We start from the raw sequence: 19,984 nt of genomic DNA, 5'->3' as shown, positions 1-19,984 counted from the left end.
CCGAGGGATCCACGGTCCGGGCGCCCGGAATTTTGCCGGGGCGGCAACAGGAGTGGCGTGAGCGGGACGCAAGGGGCGACGGCGGGCGCATGACCGACGACATCGCAACAGGTTCGCCCGCGTCCGACGCTCCCGCACCCGCCGACGGGTATGCCGGGGACCCCGCGGTACGGGAGGAGTGGGACAGCCGGTACGCCGACCGGCAGCAGTTGTGGAGCGGCCGGCCCAACGGTGCGCTCGTGGCGGAGGCCGCCGATCTCACACCCGGGCGGGTCCTCGACGTCGGCTGCGGCGAGGGAGCCGACGCGCTCTGGCTCGCACGCGGCGGCTGGGACGTGACCGCGCTCGAAGTCTCGAGCGTGGCGCTGGAGCGGGCGGCCGGCCACGCCCGGGACGCCGGTCTCGCCGTCCGCTGGGTGCACGCCGAACTGGCGCACGCGGCCCTCCCGCCGGGCTCCTTCGACCTGGTCTCCGCCCAGTACGCGGCCCTGCTGCGCACCCCCGACGCCGCGGCCGAGCGAGCGATGCTCGCGGCCGTCGCGCCCGGCGGCGTGCTGCTGCTCGTGCACCACGCGGGCATGGACACCCAGCACCCGGACGACAGCGGCTTCGACCCGGCCGACTACGTCTGGCCCCAGATGGTCGCTGCCCTGCTCGACGACGACTGGGAGGTGGAGGTGGATGAGCAGCGGCCGCGCCTCGCACCCGACGGCGGTGCCGGTGCGCACCACACCGACGACCTGGTGCTGCGCGCACGCCGACTGCGCTGAGACCACTTGGCCCACCTTCGCTTCATCAGCGACCGGTGAAACCCACCCGCACCCGCTCCGATAGGATGATCGACCTCGCGACGATCACCCTGATCGCCCATTCATTCACCAGAAAGCCATACCGACCAGCACAAAGAGCGTCTTTATTTACATCTAACAAATCGGCCAAACAATTGATATCTATAGCAGCGCGCATGTTTTCACGAATTAACTCCAGAATTGCGTTCGCCGCATGGCGCCAACCGCGGGTGATGCTGTGGGCCGCGGTGAGTGTGGCGGCCCTCGCGTTCCTCATCGCGCTGGAGATCACCGCGCGCCGCTACGGCCTGCGGGGGCCGATCACCAACCAGGTGCAAGAGTTGATATTCGGCCCCAAATCGGGGCCGCTGCTGTACGCCGGCATGGCGTTGATGATGCTGGTGCTCACCTGGCGGCAACGGTTCATCGCGCTCGGTGCCGCGCTCGGCATCGACGTCGTCTTCTTCCTGGTGCGGTGGACGGCCGACTCCAGGCTGACCTTCGGCAACGGCGCGTTGTGGGTGCTTTGGAGCTATGGGGTCATCGCTGTCACGCATCGCACCGGCCGGGAACGTGTCCTGCTGCTGAAGGGCGTCGGGCTGGGCCTGCTGCTGGTGACCGGCCGCAAGACCGGCGATGCCTGGCTACTCATCACGTCGAAGACCCGCCCGATGGTGCTCGACCAGTACGTGGCGACCGCCGATCGCGCGCTGGGCAATCCGTCGTGGCTGATGGGCCGGATCGTCAGGGCCAGCGGCCCGATCGGCACCCATCTTCTCGACGCCGTCTACATTCAGCTCGCGGTGGCCGCTGTCCTCGTCGCGCTGTACCAGCTGCGCCATGTGGCGACCGAGCGCCGCTTCCCGCGCCATCATCTGGTGCGCACCTTCCTCGTCATCGGCCTGCTCGGGCCGGCCATCTACATGCTCTTCCCGGTCGTCGGACCGATCTATGCCTACGGCGTCGGCATCGGCGCCGGCGGCGGCGAGCACTGGGCGCTGGCCAACCTGTGGCCGAACACGCTGCCGCCGATCGCCGCCCCGCACCCGGTGCTCTTCGACGCGGTCACCCCCCGCAACTGCATGCCCAGCCTGCACACAGCGTGGGCCACCGCGATCTTCATTCATTCCCGCAAGGGCCCGCGCTCTCTGCGTTACGCGGGCACGTTCTGGCTGATCGCCACGCTCTGCGCGACGCTGGGATTCGGTTATCACTACGGTGCGGATCTCGTTGCCGGCGTGGTGTTCGCCTTCACGATCGAGGCAGGGCTGCGCGCGCACGACCGTGGCTGGGAACGGTCAGGAATACGGCTGGTCGCTCACGGCGCAGCGGTCTTCGCCGGGCTCCTGGTGGCGTATCGCTATCTGCCGATGGAAATGGCCGAACACGCGTGGCTGTCCGGACCGCTTCTTGTTCTCGCGATGGCGTCGGTGGTGCACGGCTACCTGCGGACCACCAAGCTGTGGGATCTGAAGGCCGCACCGGTGCAGCAACCGGAACCGCAACCCGTCCTGGTTTGAGCCGTTTCGCACCAGGGTGCGGGCTGACCGCGTTCAGCATCCCGGCTGCACCAGGGCGTGCGGGCGAAAACCTGGATGCGGGTGACGTGGGGTCGCCATAGGCTCCCGTTCGAGGGGCCGACAAAGGCGCCCTGTCGACAGCGGTCGGTCAGTGATCGGAGATGCGCAGGGTATGACGTGTCAACTGTTCGCGGTCTGTTTCGATGCGAGCGAGCCGCTGCGGCTCGCGAGGTTCTGGTCCGGGGTCCTGGGCTGGGAGATGGTCGACGATCCACACGACGGCATCATGCTCCTGCCCAGTGATGACACCGGGTTCCGCATCCGTTTCCTGCCGAGTCAGGATCGGAAGGCCGGCCAGAACCGGATGCACTTCGATCTGACCAGTACATCCCTGGAGGACCAGCAGCAGACGGTGACCAGGTCGCTCGGTCTTGGCGCACGGCACATCGACATCGGCCAGACCCCGGAAGACGGTCACGTGGTACTCGCCGACCCCGAAGGCAACGAGTTCTGCGTCATCGAGCCGGGCAACAAGTTCCTCGCCGACTGCGGATTCATCGGCGCCCTGGCCTGCGACGGTTCGCAGGAAGTCGGGTACTTCTGGAGCGAAGCGCTGGGATGGCCGCTGGTCTGGGACCAGGACCAGGAGACCGCGATCCGCTCACCGCACGGTGGTCCGAAGATCACCTGGGGCGGCCCACCAGTGGCTCCCAGAACAGGCAGGAACCGCCTGCACTTCGACCTCGCTCCATCCACCGACGGCGATCGGCAGACAGAGGTCGACCAGCTGCTCTCCCACGGCGCGACCCGAACCGACACCGGCCAGGGCGGGCTCGGCGCGGTGGCGATGACTGATCCCGACGGCAACGAGTTCTGCGTACTGACGCCCCGGTAACGCGGCCAGGGGCCGGCGGAGCGCTTTGCTGAGGCACACCCGCTCTCGCCTGCCGTGCAGAAGTCCAGCCGCTGGTGCGAAGGCCACGGGTGGGCGAAAAGAAGGTGCGCCGGGCGGGTCGGTGTCGGCAGGATGCGCGGCGTGACCGAGCAGTTGAGCAACGCACTCCCGTCCGCGTCCGTCCTTGAGGCCTTCGGGGTGAGGGGCAGCCCGGTCCCGCTGGCCGGTGGGCAAGGGCGAAGCGTTCTCGTCGGTGGGTTTGTGTTCAAGCCTGCTGAGGGGCCTGAGGACGAGACCGAGTGGGCGGCTTCCCTGCTCGAGGGGCTGGCGGCAGGCAGTGGTTTCCGCGTCCCGCGGCCGCTGCGGGCGGCTGATGGGCGAAGTGTCGTGGACGGCTGGACCACCGGCGAGTTCCTGACCGGAGAGCCTGGTCCGCGGGGACACTGGGACGGTGTGCTCAGCGCCGGCCGTTCCTTCCATGCCGCTTTGCGGAACCTGCCCCGGCCCGAGTTCCTCGACCGGCGGGCCCATCCCTGGGCTGTGGCCGACCGGGTCGCGTGGTGCGAACAGGACATCGACGTGATCGATGACCTCTCCGCGGCGTATGCGACGCTGCTGGAGCTGAGGCGGCCGGTGCAGCAGGAGGCAGCTCAGCTCATTCACGGCGATCTCCCCGGGAATGTGCTTTTCGCGGCAGACGACGTGCCTGTAGTCATCGACTTTTCGCCGTACTGGCGGCCACCGGTGTTCGCCGAGGCCATCGTGATCGCAGACGGTCTGCTGTGGTTCGATCTTCCGTCCGATCTGCTGACGAGTGTCAGTGATCATCCGGCCTGGCAGCAGATGCTGATTCGTGCACTGATCTTCAGGCTCGTCGCGCACAGCGAGAGCGTGGGGCCGTCGGGACGGGCTCAGCCGGGTGAGTCGGAGCGGTACAGGAGGGCCACCGACGTTGTGGTGACGACGTTGGCGTCGCTTCAGGGGTAGTTCGCTCCTGGGTGATCTCCAGCCGGCGGGACCACTGCCTGAGGTGGCTTGGGCCAGGGACAGGCCGGATCTTCGGTGATCTTCACCTGCTGGGGGTTGTCTCTGGGGAAGGTCCAGATGCGGCCCAGGGTGCTGGTGGCGGTCACTGTGGTTGCGTCCAGCGTGACTTCGGTGAACGGGTTGGAGTCGCAGGAGACCGCGATCCATTGCAGAGTGTGGTCGTCGTCGTCCCGGGTCAGGGCGACCCAGCCGATGCTGCCGTGGGCCGATGATTCCCCTGCCAGGGCGCGGCTTCCAGCGTGGACGCAGGTGGCGAAGGCGTATCGACGTCGATCCAGGTACTGGGGGTCCACGCGGTGGCCCGTAGAACTTCCCACCACTGCCAGTCCTCGGCCCGCCGGTCATGGAGCCGGTCGGCGGGGGGAGAACCGCATGAGATTCATGACCGACAGGGATCCGTCGCCGAACATGATGAAGTCCCCGTCAGGCGCCTCCCGGGCGCGCCATCGGTCCTGCACGAGGACGGCGTTGGGTGCCGTATAGGGGAAGCTCACACGCGCCATCATGACATCGAGGAACGGTGCGAACAGGGGGACACATGGGTCAAGATCAGGGCCTCGGCCCGGTCTCGTGTACGGGCGGGTGGGCGCCGTGGCTCGTGCCGTGTCAGGCGGCGCCAGGTCCGCAGATGGCGTGGAGTGCGGCGCGCGCCGCGTCGCACAGGTCGTCGTCCTCCGGGACGGAGCGCCAGGTTCCCTGTCTGACGGGGCGCACGTCGGCGTCCAGGAACGCCCGCAGGACGGGCTCCGCCGGGGCGGCGTCGGTGCCGATCTCGGCCAGCAGCTTCACGGTCTCGACGACCGCCCGATGAACGCCGCCCCGCTCGGTGAACGGTGCGATCGCCCGGACCAGGACAGGGACCACCTCGTCGGTTCGCCCGGTGATCCGCCACAGCGCCTCGCCGACACGCAGCGGTAGCCAGCCCTCCTGGTGCACGGTGAGGAGTTCGCGCAGCCGCCCGACGTACGCGGCGCCCGGCGTGCCCAGTTCCGCCAGCAGAACGGCGGCGTTGTCCTGGTCGTACGGCTCGCCCAACTGCGGGACCAGCAGAGCCAGCGCGGGCTCCCGGTCGCCGGTCAGCCGCCCGTACGCGAGCGCCAGGCTGCGCGGCGCGAACGGCTGGTCCGCGGGCGGGGTGTCGAGCAGGGCGCGCAGCCGCTCGCGGGGCACGGCGCGGGCCGCGGCCGGTCCGATCGCGGCGAGTGCGTCCAAAGCCCACACCACGGCGTGGGTGTCCAGGAGGCCCAGCAGTTCCGGGAGGGCGGGGGCGGCCGCGGCGCCCCAGGACTCCAGCAAGCGGCAGAGCTCGCGGCATTCGTCGAGGGTGGATGCGGCGGCGAGCCGGGCCCGCAGCGGGGGCAGCAGTGCGTCGGCGTGGGCGCTGAGCCCTGCGGCGACCTCGTTGAGGCTCAGCTCGTACGTCCACCAGCCGTCGGCGTGGGACGCGTGGTACGCGAACCCGAGCTGCGCTTGGGCCAGCCGCCGCACCAGCGGTGGTACGCACCGGGCGTCACCGAGCCGGGACAGGGCCCAGATCGCGTGGGACCGGGCGGGCAGCTACGGCTCGCCCTCGTCCGTCACCATGGCCGCCAGCGCGTCCGCCCAGGGACGGGCGGCGTGCCCGCACATGCCGAGGACCCGGGCGGCGACGAGCCGGTTGTCGGGCTCGGGGTCGGACAGTGAACGGGCCACAGCCGGGAGCAACTCCGGGACGGCGGAGCGCCGACGGCTGAGCGCCTGGGCGGCCGCCTGCAGCGCGCCCGCGCGCACGGAGGGGTCGGGGTGGCCGATCAGTCTCTGGATTGCGTCGGCCAGGGCCGCCCGGTCCTCTCCCAGCAGGCCGACGGCCCAGACGACCGTGGGCTTGGCCGCGCCGCGTCCCGGCCGCCACGTCTCCGGTTCGCTGCCGGACAGCACGTTGGACACTGTCTGTGCGTACACGGAGTCGTCCTGCCCCGGAAGCGCGCGGCGCAAGGCCTGCACGGCAGCGAGGCGTACGGAGGGCTCGGCGTCGTCCATGAGTTCCCGCAGCCAGCCGATCGAGGCGCCGCGCTGTTCACGAGCATGGGCGATCAACGAGCCGACCGAGTCGACGAGTTGGATCCTCGTTTGTGGGTCGGACTCCACGGCCCACCGGGTCCGCAGCCCCGCGGTCACCTCGTCGGCCCGGTGGTGGGCCTGCGCGAGGGCGTCAGCGACGGCGGTACGGTGCACCGCCAGCGGACCGTCCAGCAGCGGCAACAGGGTCCGTCACCGCCAGGTCCCACGCGGCGGGCCAGGCCGAGGTGACGAAGCGGGGTGCTGCGCTGTTCGCCGCGTCGGCCAGCGCCCCGACGAGGTCCAGGAGCTCCTGGCGGACGTCCGCGTCGATGGCCGGGTCGGCGGCGGCCGCGATGACGTACCCAAGAGCGGCCGGAGCCGAGGAATGGACCGCGCCGCCCTGATGGTGGACGTGCGTGAGCAGATCGTCGGCAGCGGCCGCGGCCTTCTCCGGCCGGTGGAGACCCCGCAGCATGCCGGGCACGTCCCCGGCGGCACCGTAGGCGTGCCTCAGCGCCGCCCAGTCGACGTTGTCGAGCCGCGCGAGCGCGTCGCTCATCGGTAGCTCTCCTCGACCTGCTCCGCGACCGCGAAGACGGCGATCTCCTCGGCGTACCGCGTGCGGCGGTCGTCGTCCGCAGCCGAGGCGATGAGGCCCGCCATCAGGACGGCCTCTTGCGGCTCCCCGGGGGAGCGGCCGGTCGCGATGGCCGCCAGGTACGGGAGGGCGGGGAAGCTGTCGTCGTAGACGGATTCCTGGTGACACAGGTCGTCCCACAGGTCGCTCCAGACCTGTCCGTCCTCCTCACCGCCCAGGCGGGCGAAGGCGGCGGCCAGGTCGTCGGAGGGTCTCACGCTCATGCCACCGGATTGTTCCGGACACCGGTCCCGTGCCGGAGAGCGGCCCCGGCGAACGGGCGGATCCCGGTGGCCGGTTCGCGACGGTCCCACCGGCGGGCCTCCGGCCGGCGATCCGATGCCCGGTTCACAGCTCCGATGCCCCCCAGGAGGTGACGTGCACCTCGTCGCCGGTGGACAGTTTTCCGGGTCGCAGTACGGCGTACTTGGTGCCGAAGGCGACGCCGCCCTCGGCGGCCCGGCGATAGATGGCCAGGGTGCGCAGTGGCTCGGGGCCCGCCTTGGTGCCGGCCTGCTGGTCGACCATGGTGACGGCGCACCGGATGGCGAGCTTGGCGTAGCCGAGTTCGCTGTCGCCGATAGTGATGCGGTGGGCGCGGTCCTCGGTGTGGGGGGTGTCCCAGCCGTCGACGACGATGTTCGGGCGGAAGCGGTCCATGGGGAGGGGCGGGCTGCCGTGTTCGCCCAGCCGCTCGTTCAGCAGATCCACGGTGGACCGGGAAAGGATGTGGACGGCGCAGCTGTCGGCGTAGCCGGAGGTGCCGGGTGTCCGGCCGTCGGTGACGCGGTGGTGGTCGGCCGGAACGCGCACCAGGCGGCTCGGGGTGCCGAGAACGTCGGACAGCCATGCGGCGGCTTCGGTTCCCTGGTCGATGCCCCTGAACGGAGCCCCGAACAGCGTGACGTCGCGAGGACGGCCGGAGGTGTCGATGTCGATGCCCGTCGGGTCCGCGCCCGGGGCGTGCAGGGTGAGCCGCTCTCCGCCGTCGCTGAGCTCGGGGCGGATCACTGCCAGTCGCGGGTTGCGCCGCTGGCTGCGGAAGACTCCGTCCTCGCCGGTGACCATGAAACTGCGGTCATGCGCGAGGCCCGCGGGGGTCAGCACCGCGGTGTGCGTCGGCATGGGGGCGCAGCCCTTGACGGGGTAGGACACCAGCTGCGCGACCCTGGCCACATGCTCTCCCTTGTGCTGTGTTCATGCCGTACCACTGGTGACCGTATGGACAGGTGTGGCTCGTCGGCAATGGAAATACGCGCCGGCGGCAGGCCCGGCCGACGGCCCTAAGCCATCCGGCGTTCCGTCGAACAGCAGGAGACCGTGGAGCCGCGGAGGGGTTCGCGCTAGCCCCGGTGGGCTGCTCTCGTGGCTGCCGCGGTGCGCGCCCTCGGCGTCAGTGCGGCGCGCAGCGCCGGGGTGAGGATGCGGCGGGACTCGGCGGGGGTGAGGGCGGCGGGGGTGGGGAGCGGGTTGAGGTAGCGGGTGTAGATGAGGCCGCCGAGGATCGTCACCACAGCCGTGGCACGGGCGGTCGCGTCCCGGCCGCCGAGAAATTCAACAAGCCGGGCCAGCAGCTCCTGTTCCAGATATTCGCGGATCACCTCGGAGGCCTCGTCACCCTGGGCGGTGAGCCGGCGGAAGTCGGCGTCCTCCCACAGGTCCGTCACCGCGTCGATCAAGCGGTCGGGGAGGGTCGCCGGGTCGCCGAGGAGGACATCGTCCACTGCCAGTGCGTTGGCGCACTGGAACTGCATCACGTCTGCGAACAGGCCCTTCTTCGACCCGAAGTGGTACGCGATGAGTGCCGGGTCGACCCCGGCGGCGCCGGCCACCGCGCGCAGGGTGGTGCGCCGGTAGCCGCGCTCCAGGAACAGCGCGCGGGCCGCCACGACGATCGACTCGCGGGTCGGCGGGTTGCCACGCGGGCGGCCGCGCGTGCGGGCTGGGGCGGGGGCGGTGTTATTCATCAGCGTTGAGCTTGCGTTTCATGATCGGCACAGTCAAGGGCGTTCCGGAAACCACACGGAGGGATGACCCGACATCATGCGTATCGCAGTCTTCGGCGCCAATGGACCGACCGGCCGCCACCTCACCGAACAAGCCCTGGCAACCAGCCACGAGGTCGTCGCCGTGACCCGTCGCCCCGGCTCCATCGCCGCGCGGCCAGGACTGACCGTAGCCGTCGCCGACGCCACCGACCCGGCGGCCGTCGACGCCGCGATCGGCGGGACGGACGCCGTCCTGTCCGCGCTGGGCGCACGCTTCAGCAAGGAGGCCATCACCACGTACTCCGCGAGCGCCACCGCCATCACCGAGGCCATGGACCGGCACGGCGTCAAGCGGCTGCTCACTGTCAGCTCCAGCATCGCCGACCCCAACTGGCGTCCCACCGGAGCGCACTTCTTCAACCACGTGCTCGACCCGCTGGTGAACCGACGCCTCGGCCGCACCCTCCACGAGGACATGCGCCGGATGGAGGCCGTGATCCGTGGGACGGGCCTGGACTGGACCCTCGTGCGGCCGTCCGGCCTCTTCGAGCACCCCGTCGTCACGGATTTCCACACCGTCGAGACCAGCGCCGACGGCGTCTTCACCGCCCGTGCCGACCTCGCCGCGAGCATGCTGCGCGAAATGGAGGAGCGACGGTACGTCCGCACGGCCATGGGTGTCATCACCACGGCTGTGCAGCCGAACATCGCCAAGCTGATCTGGAACGAGGGAGTGAAGAAGAAATGAGCCGGGCCGTTGAACTCCCCGCCATCACACGGGCGTTCTTCGCCCGTCCCCAAACGGCCACCTTCACCACCCTCCGCCCCGACGGCACCCCGCACGTCACGCCCGTCCGCTTCACCTTCGACGCGACCACCGGCCTGGCCCGGGTGACCACCCGGGCGGGAGCCCGCAAGTCCCGGAACGTGGCGGCGGGCGGCCCGGCGGCCCGGGTCGCGCTCTGCCAGGCGGACGGATTCGACTGGGTCACCCTCGAAGGCCGGGCCACCGTCACGGACGAACCCGCGCGCCTGGCCGAGGCGGTCCGCCGCTACACCGTCCGCTACGGGGCGGCACCGCCCGCCCCGTTGGACCTGGTCGTCGTCGAGATCGCCGTCGACCGCGTCCTGAGCCTCAACCTTCCCCTCCCCGTACTGAAAGCGAAGTGACCCCGAGATGCCCACCATCCCCGTCCTTGATTCCACCGTCCACTACCGGGAGTCCGGCGACCCCGACGGGCTGCCGTTCGTCTTCCTCCACGGCAACCCCACCTCCTCCCACCTGTGGCGGAACGTTCTGCCGGGTGTGGCCGCGCCCGGCCGCCGCCTGCTGGCCCCCGACCTCATCGGCATGGGCGACTCCGGCAAGCCCGACCTCGCCTACTCCTTCGACGACCACTCCCGCTACCTCGACGCCTGGTTCGACGCCCTCGGTCTCACCGAGGCGGTCCTGGTCGGCCACGACTGGGGCGGCGCGCTCGCCTTCGACCGTGCCGCCCGCCTGCCGGGCACCGTCCGCGGTCTAGCCTTCACCGAGACGATCATCAAACCGCTGGTCGGCGACGAATTCCCGGCGGCCGGGCGGGAGTTGTTCACCCTCCTGCGCACCCCCGGGGTGGGGGAGGAGATGATCCTGGAGAAGTCACTGTTCATCGAGGGACTCCCGGGCACGCTCGCCACCCCGCTCGACCCTGCCGACCTCGATGTCTACCGACGCCCTTTCCCGACCCCGCACAGCCGCCGCCCGGTTCTGGCGTGGACGCGCATGATGCCGCTGGACGGCGAGCCCGCCGACGTCGTGGCCCGCATCGAGCACTACGACGCCTGGCTGGCCGCCAGCCCCGACGTCCCCAAGCTGCTCGCCGCGTTCGAGCCGGGCCCGGGCGCGATGACCGACCAAGGGGCCGTGGCCTGGTGCGAGGAGAACATCGCGGGCCTGGAGGTCTCCCGCTTCGGCCTGGCCGGCCACCACTCTCCGGAGGACCGCCCCGAGGAGTTGGCCGCGGCGATCAGCGCCTGGGTGGACCGCCACCGGCTGGCCCGCCCGTAGGGTCCCCCCGGGTTCCCGATCACGACGGTGCCGATCGTCCCGGGGCCGACCATCGCGGTGCCGACCGGGCAGCCGCCGACGGGTGTCAGCGCAGTACGGCCGCCAGCAGGTCGGCGCCCAGCGCTGTCAGATCGGGCAGATTGAGGGTGTAGCGGACGTAGCGACCGTGCCGCCGGGCTGTGAGCAGGCCCGCGCGGCGCAGGACAGCGAGGTGGCGGGAGACCTCCGGGGGTGAGAGTTCCCAGGCGTGGGCCAGCTCACCGGTGGTGTGCGGGCCGCGGGCCAGGGTACGCAGCAGCCGCAGGCGTACCGGATGTGCGAGGGCCTCCAGCCGTAGTGTGACCGTTTCCAGGGATACCGGCTCCGATGGGCTCGGCTCGGCCACGGGGTACTGCACCACCGGCTGCCACCCGGGCGCGTGGACCGCCACCAGGTGCGGGCGGCCGAAGACGCTGGGGATGAAGGTCACTCCGGTGCCGTGGGCGGCGGTCGCCTTGTCCTGCAGCTTGTCCACGATGATGCAGTCGCCGTCCGGTGCCAGGGTGACCGCGCCGGAGACCGATGCGAGTGCCGCCCCGATGCCCTGGCGCTTCAGCAGGTCGTTCTTGATGCGCAGGTCGGTGGCGAGCCGCACGGCGACGTCCGTCCAAGCGGCGTCGAAGAAGGCCTCGGCGCACTGTTCGAGGGTGTGGCGGACCCGCGCCCGCACAGCGGCCGGGTCCGCGAGCAGCCGTTCCGCGAAAGCCTCTTGCAGCGCGCCGCGGGCCTGGGCGACGTCCAGGGCCCGCTCGCGGGCGGCGGCATCGGTGAGGGGCGACGGCGTGCCGAAGTGGACCCGGTTGCTGCCGCAGGTGGTGACGAGTGCTGCCCGCACATACGTTTCGTCGTCGATCCGGTCCACGTCGTCCAACTCCTCGGCGAGGGTCGGCCGAGGACGGGCGGGGATCAGGAAGTCGGCCTGCGAGGAACGCCAGAGGAACTCCGCCTCGCGCAACCGCTCGGCCAGTTCCGGCCGCAGCCCGGCCCAGACCTCGCCGGCCCAGCCGGCGAGCTGCGGGTGGTGTCCGGGTTCGGCCAGCACGTGCAGCATCGCGGTCAGCTCGGCCAGCGGGGAGGCGGCGAACCGCAGTCGCTCGGCCGGCAGGCCGCTGATGTCGATCCTCAAGGTCACCCCCTCATCATCACCGACCGGAAGGGCGACGACGGCGTCGGTTGACGGTGTCCGTCAACCGGCGTTCCCGGCCCGGCGGCCGAACGCACCGTTGACGCCATGGCAACCATCACCAAGATCCGGCCCGGTGCCCTCGTCCGGGCCTCCGGAGGCCCCCGCTATGCCGTCGCCCTGGCCGTGGACGCGCTCGGCACCGGCCTGCTGCGGCCCTTTCTGCTGCTCTACGGGGTGACGGTGCTGAGGCTGTCCGCGCCGGCCACCGGCATCGCCATGACGGTCGGGGTCGTCGTGGGTCTGGTGTGCATGCCCGCGGTGGGCCGGTGGCTGGACCGGGGCGCACGCAGCACGGTCGTGGCGGCGTCGATGCTGGTGCGGGTGGTGGGCGTGGCGCTGCTGCTGGCCACCCCGGCAGGGCACGTCGGGCTGTTCGCGACGGCGGCCCTCTTCCTCGGTATCGGGAACCAGGCATGGCCGGCCGCCCACGCGGCTCTCGTGGCCACGGTCGCCCACGGCCGGGAACGCGACACCGCTCTCGCGGCAGGCCGCGCCCTGCGCAACGCCGGCCTGGGCGCCGGCGCGCTCCTTGCCACCGCCTGCCTGGCGGGCGGCACCACCGCATTGCAGGCGCTGGCCGCCGTCACCGGGCTCGCCTATCTCACCGCGGCGGCCCTGGCATGGTCGGTCCATCTGCGCGCGGACCCGGCCGCTACCCCGGCCACGGAAGGGGGCGACGGGCCCGCACCACGGATGCGCGCGCTGCTGGCCGCCAACGTGATCTACGCCTTCTGCCTCAACATCCCCGAAATCGCGCTCCCGCTGGTACTGGTAACACAGCTGCACGCATCCCCGATGTGGTCGGCAGCCATCTTCGTGGCCAACACGGTGCTGGTGGTCACCCTGCAGGTTCCGGTCACCGTGCTGATGTCCCGCTTCTCGCGGCGCACGGTGCTGGCTCTCGCCGGCGGGGTACTCACCGCGTCCTACCTCGGCTTCCTCGCGGCCACCTCACTGGGACATGGCTGGGCCGCCCCGGCCGTCGCCACGGTGTCCGTGGCCTGCACCATCGGCGAGATCCTCTATGCCGGCAGTGCCACCGCGCTCGTCACCGTCCTCGCCCCGGCCCACGTCCTGGGACGCTCACTCGCCCGCTTCCAGCTCTCCACGGGCTTCGGCCTCGCCGTCTCCCCGGCGGTCATCACCACTCTCGCACCCCACGGCTCGGCCGCCCTCTGGGGCAGCCTCGCCGCTGCGACGCTCCTCTCGGCCGGCGCCGTGGCCGGCGAGGAGGATCAAGGAACGCGGCTCAGCGGCTCATGAGAGCGGTGTGCTCGTCCAGCAGGGGCTCTCGGGTGGCGGCCGGGACGGCCGAGGAGCGCATGGGCGTGCTGGTGTCCGCCGAACGGAGGACCGGGCCGAGTGTCCTGCTGGGCCCGGGGAACCGTCGGAGGGCGATGAGTTTCGCAGCGATTGCCGGTCTTTATCCCCAGCACGCCATCAACCGCACCCGAGGAGCGCATCATGACCGCCACCTACACATTCGACGTCTTTTCCAGCCTCGACGGCTTCGGCGGCGCCGGCGGCAACTGGACCGGCTACTGGGGCAAGCAAGGCCCCGAGCTCCTCGACCACCGCCTCGCTCTGTACGCCGAGGAGCAGCGGATGGTCATGGGAGCCAACACGTATCGGGCGTTCGCGGAGATGCTGGCCGCGAGCACCGAGGACTCCGATGTGCGTGACGCCTGGGTCACCCGGATGAGGAGCCTGCCGGCAACGGTGGTCTCCACCACGCTGGAAGGACCCCTCGACTGGCCGGATGCGAAGGTCGTGAGCGGCGATGCCGTCGACGTCGTCGCCCGGCTCAAGGAGGAGTCCGAGGTACCGCTGCGCTCGCACGGCAGCCTGTCGATGAACCGGGCGCTGATGGCCGCCGGTCTGGTCGACCGCGTCCAGGTGACCCTCTTCCCTGTGATCACCGGTCGGAACGGTCTGGCCCCGGTCTTCCAGGGCGCCGCCGACTTCGACCTCGAGTTGATCGAGAGCCGCACCCTCGACGGCCGCATCCAGGAGCTCGTCTACCGGCCCACCCTGCATGTCTGAGCCGACCCATGCACTTCACCCCGGCAAGCAGCCGACCTGACCCGAGCCCCGGTGCCCGCGGCGAACCCGGCACAGGCGGGCGGGCGAATCGTGATTCTCCCGCTCGCCCCGTCGCCGGGAACTACTGTCGCGGGCATGGTCGAACACGATGCCCTCGATGCCACCCGCGAGGGATACGACGCCGCTGCCTCCCTGTATGCGCAGCGGTTCCGCGACGAGCTGCGTGACAGGCCCTTGGACCGCGCGATCCTGAGGGCCTTCGCCGAGGTCGTCAGTGGGAGTGGGGGCGGCCCGGTCGCGGACCTGGGATGCGGGCCCGGCCATATCGCCGCGCATCTTGCCGAGTTGGGGCCGGCGGTGTTCGGCATCGATGCCTCGCCCGCGATGATCGGATTGGCTCGGCAGGCTTATCCGGGCCTGCGGTTCGACGTGGGCTCGATGGCCGCGTTGAACATCGCTGACGGTGTGCTGAGCGGCGTACTCTCACGGTGGTCCGTCATCCACACGCCGCCGCGGGAACTCCCCGTCATACTCGCGGAGTTCCATCGTGTGCTGGCACCTGGCGGCCACCTTCTGATCGGCTTCTCGGCCAGCGATGACGCGTCCCACCCGACGCAGGTCTTCGATCACGCCGTCGTGCCGGCCTATCGGTGGTCACCCGACCACCTCGCCGCGATGCTGCGCGAGGCGGGATTGGCCGAGGTGGCCCGGATGGTGCGCGAGCCTCAGCCCACCGACCGACGGCAGTTCCAGGAGATCCACCTGCTCGCCCGCAAAACCGAGCCAGGGAGTGCGTGACGGCGCACCTGACCGCACCCGCCGCCGCACTTCACCCGGTGCCGGCATCTGCCGGTGGGGCGTCGAGGAGTTGCGGTCCGTTGTTGCGGACGCTGTTGACCGCGGTGGACACCGCACGGGTGTCGAGGTGTCCGTCGGCGGGAGTGGCCAGGAGCGCCCGGAGTTCGTGCGGGTCCTGGTGGGTGGGGTCGAGCCAGGCGTCGTGGTCGGCCGGGGCGATGGCCAGCGGCATGCGCGGGTGGATCCGCCCGGCCAGGTCGGTGGCCTCGGTGGTGATGATGGTGCAGGTCGTCCACCACGCCGCCGCATCGTCCTCCGCGACCTCCGGGTCGCGCCAGAACTCGTACAGTCCCGCCATCGCCATCACCGCCCCGTCCTCGGGGCTGATGAAGTACGGCTGCTTGTGCGCCTTCGCGCTGTCCGTCGCCGGAACGGCCTGCCACTCGTAGAAGCCGTCCGCCGGCAGCAGGCAGCGCCGCTTGGCGAACGCGCGACGGTAGGCGGGCTTCTCGTGGACCGTCTCCACCCTGGCGTTGATCATCTTCGCGCCGACGCCCAGGCTCTTGGCCCAGGACGGCACCAGGCCCCACCGCAGCGGCCGCAGCTGCCGCACCAGCTCGCCGCTGTCGTGGTCGGCACGCTCCAGCACCGCCCACACGTCATCCGTCGGAGCGACATTCCAGCTCGGCGCGAGGATCTGTTCGGGATTCCGAGCGGTGACCTGGAACAACGGGGCCAGATCCTGGGGGCTGCGGGTGGAGACGTATCGGCCACACATGACACCTACCCTGCCACGCCTTCAGACGGGTCGCTCAGTCGATTCCGTCCAGGAACGGGATGACCGCATCGATGAAGTGCTCGTTCCGATCTCCGGCCACCATGTGCCCCGCGCCCGCCACATCGACGCGCCGCGCGTGGGGAACCCTGGCGCAGAACTCCTCGGCGATGTCTTCCCGCACCACATCGCTGATCCCGCCGCGGACGAGCAGAATCGGCGCGTCGACGCGGCGCGCCGCGTCGAGGAGCCGCTCCGCCATGCCGGGCGGGTCCATCCGCCCCTCGAAGCTGTCCAGCATCCGGGGGTCCCAGTGCCAGACCCACCGATCGCCGTGGCGTCGCAGGTTCTTCCGTATCCCCTCGGGGTCGTCCGGACGTGAGCGATGCGGCAGATGGGCGGAGACCGCCGCGGCCGCTTCCCCGACGCCGGCGAATCCGTCCGGCTCACGGCGCATGAACTCGACGATCCGGCGAACCCCGCGAGGGTCAGGTCGATGGGCGACGTCGACGAGCACCAGGGCGCGAATCGCCGCCCTGGGTGCCTCTCCGGCGGCGAGCAGCGAACTCAGGCCGCCGAGCGAGGCACCGACGAGCGCCGGCCGGTCGCCGACTTCGGCGACGAGCGCCCGGACGTCCTCGGCGAACAGGTCGAGGTCGTAGTCACCATCGGCCGACCATTCGCTGGTGCCGTGCCCCCGCAGGTCCGGGGCGATGACCCGCCACCCCAGTGCGGCCAGTCGAGGACCGGTCCGACCCCAGGCGTGTCGCGTCTGGCCGCCGCCGTGCAGCAGGACAAGAGGCGGCGAGGACGACTCGCCCCACACATCCGCGGTGAGCATGATCCCGCCGCCGCCCACGAAACGTCGGGGCCGCGGCAGTGCACCGGCCGTCATGGCGCGCCTCGGGTTCGCAGCGGCGCCAGGAGTTGGTCGCGGTGGGCATCCGCGGCCGCCGCGGCGAGCGCGACGTCCAGCGCGAACAGGGCACGTGCGAGGAACCGGTCCTCATCGATCAGGGCGGCGACCCACTGGTGGAGCGCACCCACGCACGCGGTGCCGACGACGGCGGCCAACGCGTCGGTGTCGATGTCGGCGCGCAGCAGGCCCTGTGTCTGTGCATCCGCCATCGCCTGGCGGAGTTGGGTGAGGGGACTGCGGTCGAGTACGAGCCCGCTCTCCTCCCACTCGCGCACCATGCGGCGCGACACGACCGGGTCGTCCACGAACAGCTGGACGGTCGACCTGACGACCTCCTGCGGGCCACCGGCTCCGAGCGCCGTCAGGCGGCGCTCGAGTTCGTCCGTGAACCCGGCGGCGAGCGCCTCCCAGATCTTGTCGCGCGGTCCGATCAGGTTGTACACGGTGGCCGGGGCGACCGCCGCTCGCTCGGCGATCCGCTCGGTACTGATCACCGCTTCCGGGTTGTCCCGCAGGAGTTCACGCGTCGCGTCGAGGATCCGGAGCCGTCGCTGGGCCTTGTGCTGCTCACGCAGCCCCCCTTCGACCGTCTGCATACGCACACACCCCTTCACCTTGACTTAGAGAGTACTCCAAAGTTAGAGATGCCTCTGGATTCAGTCAAGCAACCTGGGCGAAGTGCCTCTCTACGGCCTATCCGCGTCCCGCACCCACCTCGGACGCGCTCCCCCGCACCGCGTCCATCACCGCCCCGGACGCCGCGCTCATGGGGCGCTTGCGGAGGTCCAGGACAGGTGCCGGGTTCGAGATGCCCCGGGATGCCAGCAGGTTCATCAGGGCCCAGATCACGTCAGGGCGCTCCGTGACGGGGAGTTCTTGTCCTTCGGGCGTGATGACCGTGGCCGCGGTGGTGCCGGCGAGGAGGTTGGTGCGGGCCCAGTCGACGACGAACGACCTGCCGTTCGGAGCGGCGTACAGGACGACCTCCCGCGTGCGGTGCAGGACGGCGAGATAGTTCATCGGCACCGTCAGCCGCCGGGCGGCGTCGAACGCGGGTGTGCCGTCGGCCGGATGGATGCGCAACACCGTGTCGAGGACCGGGCCGTGGCTCTGGAACGTGTTGGTGGCGGTCATCTGCAGGAACCGGGCCCGCACCAGCACGCCACCGCGGCGGGACCACCGTCGGCCGACGGGACCGAACCCCGCCGCCTCACCCGGAAGGCTGTCCACGAGCCACCGGGACTCCTCGCCCGGCTCGGTCACCGGCGCCCGGTCCTCCGGGGCGGCGCGGTCCTGTTCGGCCACGGCGGTGTAGCGCGCCGCGACGGCCGGGTCCAGGCGCCGCAGATCGGTCGTGTCGCCGGTCATCTCGATGCCCCCGGCCGCCCGGGAGATCCGCATCTGGCGCAACTGGCGCACGGGGCGCCGGGTCACATCGGTCGGTCGGCCGTCGAGGTCGATCACCCGGCAGGTTCTCGTGCCCGCGAGCAGGGCGCTGCGCGGCCAATGGGGGGTGACCCGTCCGGGGACCCGCGGATCGGCCGGGTCGGCGGGACGGCCTGGATCGACCAGGACCGCCAGCCGGCCCGCGGTGACCGCCGACAGGCACAGGGACGGCACCCGCCACTCGCCCGTGGTCTCGAATCGGTCGGCGACCTCGGCCTCGTCGCCGTCGTGCACGCGCAGCCGCATCCTGACCAGCGGTGTGAACTCATCGGGGGAGAGGCCGCCGCCGTAGGTGGTGAACCCCGCACCGCCCTCGGGGTCGTAACGCACGAGCGACGCCTCCAGGACGTCCGCCCGCACCAACCGCGCCTGCACCGAGCTCGGTTCCGACCGAGGAGCCCACAGCACGAAGGTGTCGTCCCCGTACGGGACGCTTCGGTCCTTCAGCCGGTCCCTGCGCGTGATCCGGGGGAAGGCACGGCGCGTGAACCGGAGGGTCGGCAGCGGGATCGCGACCAGGCCGACCCCTCCGATGGCGAGCGCGATCCAGGCCCAGTCCTCGCCCGCACGCCAGGCGCTGTATCCCACGAGGAAGGCGAGCGGAACCGGAAGACACAGGATCACGGCGCAGCCAAGGTTGCCGATCACCACACGGCCGTAGCTACGCATGGCCCCCCTCAAGTTCGTCCCTGTACCCGCACCATGGTTTGTGGCCTGGGGATACCCGCCCGCTGCCTCCATAGTCCCGTCGCCCCAGCCCCGGCACCACCCTTCCGGGAGAACGGACCCACCTGCAGGGCGATGAGGGGGTCGGGCGCGGCGAGGGCGACTATGGTCAAGACAAGATCAAATCGAGCTTATTCTATGGGGACATTCTCAGATTTTTCTTATAAAAAGTAGGTTCACCAGATGAAGCTGGCTCGTATATCGGCGATCGTCGCCGCGGCCGCGATCGCGCCGGCCGTGCTCTTCTCCTCTCCGGCGGTCGCCGCCGAAGGTACGCAGCCGGTCACCACCTCGGTGCCCGACACGGCCCCGGACACGAAGCCGGCCGATCCCGCCCACGGTTCGGACTCCTCGGCGGACGACGACCGGGTCGCGATCCTCAGGATCCTCGCCGACAAGAACACCGGCCGGGCCGTGCGGGAGGCGGCGCAGAAGGCGCTCGACGGTACTCCGGAGGACCTGCGGTACTTCCTCGAGGTCGGCCAGTACCAGGCCCGCCTTCAGGACGACCGGGTCCGGATCGCCCAGATCATCAGCGACGGCGGCCCCTCGCTGCAGGAGGCCGGCGAAGCCGCGCTGACCGCCAACACTCCCGAAGCCATCAAGTACTTCCTCGAAGTCGGCCAGTACAAGGCCAAGTTCGAGGACGACCAGGTCAAGGTCTCCCAGATCATCAACGCCGGCGGCCCCGAAGTACAGAAGGCCGGCAAGGCCGCACTCCGCACCGGGACTCCCGAGAGCATCAAGTACTTCCTCGAAGTGGGCCAGTACGAGGCCCGCGCCAAGGACAAGGCCGCCGAGGACGCGGCCAACAACAAGCCCACCCCGACGCCCGGCACGGGCGACAAGCCGACCACCGGTGACCAGCCGAAGCCGGGAACCGAGGTCAGCGGCAAGCCCGCCGCCGTCGTGACCTCCGCGCCGAACGCCGCCGCCCCCGCGGGGAACAGCGGTACCGAGCTTGCCTCCACCGGCGCTGGGGACACCCCGCAGTGGGCCGTCGGCGGTGCCGTCGTCGCCCTCGGCGCGGGCGCCGGCCTGGCCCTCATGAACCGCCGCCGCCCGTCCGCCGGCCGCTGAGTCAGGA

General features: G+C 70.9%; 23 protein-coding genes. 11 read left to right on the top strand and 12 right to left on the bottom strand.

The window, feature by feature from the left end; all coding sequences use genetic code 11:
* Positions 1-89: 89 nt before the first annotated feature.
* The 4 genes from C8250_RS02860 to C8250_RS02845 all read left to right on the top strand — a co-directional run bounded on the left by C8250_RS02860 (position 90) and on the right by C8250_RS02845 (position 4,190).
* A complete protein-coding gene (locus C8250_RS02860; RefSeq protein ID WP_138352346.1) occupies positions 90-770 on the top strand; it encodes a class I SAM-dependent methyltransferase in 681 nt (226 codons plus the stop codon).
* A gap of 251 nt (positions 771-1,021) precedes the next feature.
* Positions 1,022-2,308: a phosphatase PAP2 family protein gene (locus C8250_RS02855; protein ID WP_138352428.1), complete on the top strand. Its 1,287-nt coding sequence runs from the start codon at positions 1,022-1,024 to the stop codon at positions 2,306-2,308.
* A gap of 172 nt (positions 2,309-2,480) precedes the next feature.
* Positions 2,481-3,203 carry a VOC family protein gene (locus tag C8250_RS02850; protein ID WP_138352347.1) on the top strand — a complete coding sequence of 241 codons (723 nt, stop codon included), beginning with the start codon at positions 2,481-2,483 and terminating at the stop codon, positions 3,201-3,203.
* 141 nt (positions 3,204-3,344) lie between these two features.
* Positions 3,345-4,190 (top strand): aminoglycoside phosphotransferase, encoded by an 846-nt coding sequence (locus tag C8250_RS02845; protein ID WP_138352348.1) that lies wholly within the window; start codon positions 3,345-3,347, stop codon positions 4,188-4,190.
* On the opposite strand, the gene C8250_RS02840 is transcribed toward C8250_RS02845, so the two are convergent.
* From C8250_RS02840 to C8250_RS02810, 7 genes are all read right to left on the bottom strand, one after another.
* On the bottom strand, positions 4,181-4,567 hold the full coding sequence (locus tag C8250_RS02840) for a hypothetical protein (RefSeq protein ID WP_187144711.1): 387 nt from the start codon (positions 4,565-4,567) through the stop codon (positions 4,181-4,183). The two genes, C8250_RS02845 and C8250_RS02840, sit on opposite strands and share 10 nt — an antisense overlap.
* A 289-nt stretch (positions 4,568-4,856) precedes the next feature.
* Positions 4,857-5,738, bottom strand: coding sequence for a hypothetical protein (locus tag C8250_RS02835; protein ID WP_138352349.1), 882 nt, complete (start codon positions 5,736-5,738; stop codon positions 4,857-4,859).
* Between the two features lie 69 nt (positions 5,739-5,807).
* Entirely contained in the window at positions 5,808-6,491 is a 684-nt protein-coding gene (locus tag C8250_RS02830; protein WP_138352350.1) for a HEAT repeat domain-containing protein, read from the bottom strand.
* Entirely contained in the window at positions 6,442-6,849 is a 408-nt protein-coding gene (locus C8250_RS02825; protein ID WP_138352351.1) for a hypothetical protein, read from the bottom strand. Before C8250_RS02825 ends, C8250_RS02830 begins: the two co-directional genes overlap by 50 nt.
* The gene (locus tag C8250_RS02820) at positions 6,846-7,151 is read right to left on the bottom strand and encodes a hypothetical protein (protein ID WP_138352352.1); all 306 of its coding nucleotides are present in this window, start codon (positions 7,149-7,151) and stop codon (positions 6,846-6,848) included. The genes C8250_RS02825 and C8250_RS02820 overlap by 4 nt, the downstream gene beginning before the upstream one ends.
* Before the next feature lie 124 nt (positions 7,152-7,275).
* Complete coding sequence (locus tag C8250_RS02815) at positions 7,276-8,103, bottom strand: MOSC N-terminal beta barrel domain-containing protein (RefSeq protein ID WP_138352353.1); 828 nt, start codon at positions 8,101-8,103, stop codon at positions 7,276-7,278.
* 167 nt (positions 8,104-8,270) lie between these two features.
* A complete protein-coding gene (locus C8250_RS02810) occupies positions 8,271-8,894 on the bottom strand; it encodes a TetR/AcrR family transcriptional regulator (protein ID WP_138352354.1) in 624 nt (207 codons plus the stop codon).
* Between the two features lie 76 nt (positions 8,895-8,970).
* Here C8250_RS02810 and C8250_RS02805 point away from each other — a divergent pair, with 76 nt between their 5' ends.
* The 3 genes from C8250_RS02805 to C8250_RS02795 are packed head-to-tail and all read left to right on the top strand — an operon-like array spanning position 8,971 to position 10,965.
* Positions 8,971-9,663, top strand: a complete 693-nt coding sequence (locus C8250_RS02805) for an NAD(P)H-binding protein (protein WP_138352355.1) — start codon at positions 8,971-8,973, stop codon at positions 9,661-9,663.
* Positions 9,660-10,085, top strand: a complete 426-nt coding sequence (locus tag C8250_RS02800; protein ID WP_138352356.1) for a pyridoxamine 5'-phosphate oxidase family protein — start codon at positions 9,660-9,662, stop codon at positions 10,083-10,085. The genes C8250_RS02805 and C8250_RS02800 overlap by 4 nt, the downstream gene beginning before the upstream one ends.
* 7 nt (positions 10,086-10,092) lie before the next feature.
* Positions 10,093-10,965, top strand: coding sequence for a haloalkane dehalogenase (locus tag C8250_RS02795; RefSeq protein WP_138352357.1), 873 nt, complete (start codon positions 10,093-10,095; stop codon positions 10,963-10,965).
* A gap of 85 nt (positions 10,966-11,050) precedes the next feature.
* Here C8250_RS02795 and C8250_RS02790 read toward each other — a convergent pair whose 3' ends face one another.
* The gene (locus C8250_RS02790; protein WP_138352358.1) at positions 11,051-12,136 is read right to left on the bottom strand and encodes a helix-turn-helix domain-containing protein; all 1,086 of its coding nucleotides are present in this window, start codon (positions 12,134-12,136) and stop codon (positions 11,051-11,053) included.
* A 99-nt stretch (positions 12,137-12,235) separates the two neighbouring features.
* Between C8250_RS02790 and C8250_RS02785 the strand changes: the two genes are divergently transcribed.
* From C8250_RS02785 to C8250_RS02775, 3 genes are all read left to right on the top strand, one after another.
* Positions 12,236-13,453, top strand: coding sequence for an MFS transporter (locus C8250_RS02785; protein ID WP_138352359.1), 1,218 nt, complete (start codon positions 12,236-12,238; stop codon positions 13,451-13,453).
* 201 nt (positions 13,454-13,654) lie between these two features.
* Positions 13,655-14,233, top strand: coding sequence for a dihydrofolate reductase family protein (locus C8250_RS02780; protein WP_138352360.1), 579 nt, complete (start codon positions 13,655-13,657; stop codon positions 14,231-14,233).
* Positions 14,234-14,368: 135 nt separating this feature from the next.
* Positions 14,369-15,031 carry a class I SAM-dependent methyltransferase gene (locus C8250_RS02775; RefSeq protein ID WP_138352361.1) on the top strand — a complete coding sequence of 221 codons (663 nt, stop codon included), beginning with the start codon at positions 14,369-14,371 and terminating at the stop codon, positions 15,029-15,031.
* A gap of 31 nt (positions 15,032-15,062) precedes the next feature.
* Here the strand turns inward: C8250_RS02775 and C8250_RS02770 are convergent, their stop codons facing one another.
* The 4 genes from C8250_RS02770 to C8250_RS02755 form a co-directional block, all read right to left on the bottom strand.
* Complete coding sequence (locus C8250_RS02770; RefSeq protein ID WP_138352362.1) at positions 15,063-15,809, bottom strand: SOS response-associated peptidase; 747 nt, start codon at positions 15,807-15,809, stop codon at positions 15,063-15,065.
* A gap of 34 nt (positions 15,810-15,843) precedes the next feature.
* Positions 15,844-16,701: an alpha/beta hydrolase gene (locus tag C8250_RS02765; RefSeq protein ID WP_187144710.1), complete on the bottom strand. Its 858-nt coding sequence runs from the start codon at positions 16,699-16,701 to the stop codon at positions 15,844-15,846.
* The gene (locus C8250_RS02760; protein WP_138352430.1) at positions 16,698-17,321 is read right to left on the bottom strand and encodes a TetR/AcrR family transcriptional regulator; all 624 of its coding nucleotides are present in this window, start codon (positions 17,319-17,321) and stop codon (positions 16,698-16,700) included. Before C8250_RS02760 ends, C8250_RS02765 begins: the two co-directional genes overlap by 4 nt.
* Before the next feature lie 97 nt (positions 17,322-17,418).
* The gene (locus C8250_RS02755) at positions 17,419-18,819 is read right to left on the bottom strand and encodes a hypothetical protein (RefSeq protein WP_244808952.1); all 1,401 of its coding nucleotides are present in this window, start codon (positions 18,817-18,819) and stop codon (positions 17,419-17,421) included.
* 261 nt (positions 18,820-19,080) lie between these two features.
* On the opposite strand from C8250_RS02755, the gene C8250_RS02750 reads away from it, so the two are divergent.
* Complete coding sequence (locus C8250_RS02750; protein WP_138352364.1) at positions 19,081-19,977, top strand: ALF repeat-containing protein; 897 nt, start codon at positions 19,081-19,083, stop codon at positions 19,975-19,977.
* Positions 19,978-19,984 lie beyond the last annotated feature (7 nt).

It is taken from the genome of Streptomyces sp. So13.3 (assembly GCF_005860785.2).
Taxonomy (GTDB): domain Bacteria; phylum Actinomycetota; class Actinomycetes; order Streptomycetales; family Streptomycetaceae; genus Actinacidiphila; species Actinacidiphila fildesensis.
This window is presented reverse-complemented; position numbering and strand designations above follow the sequence as displayed.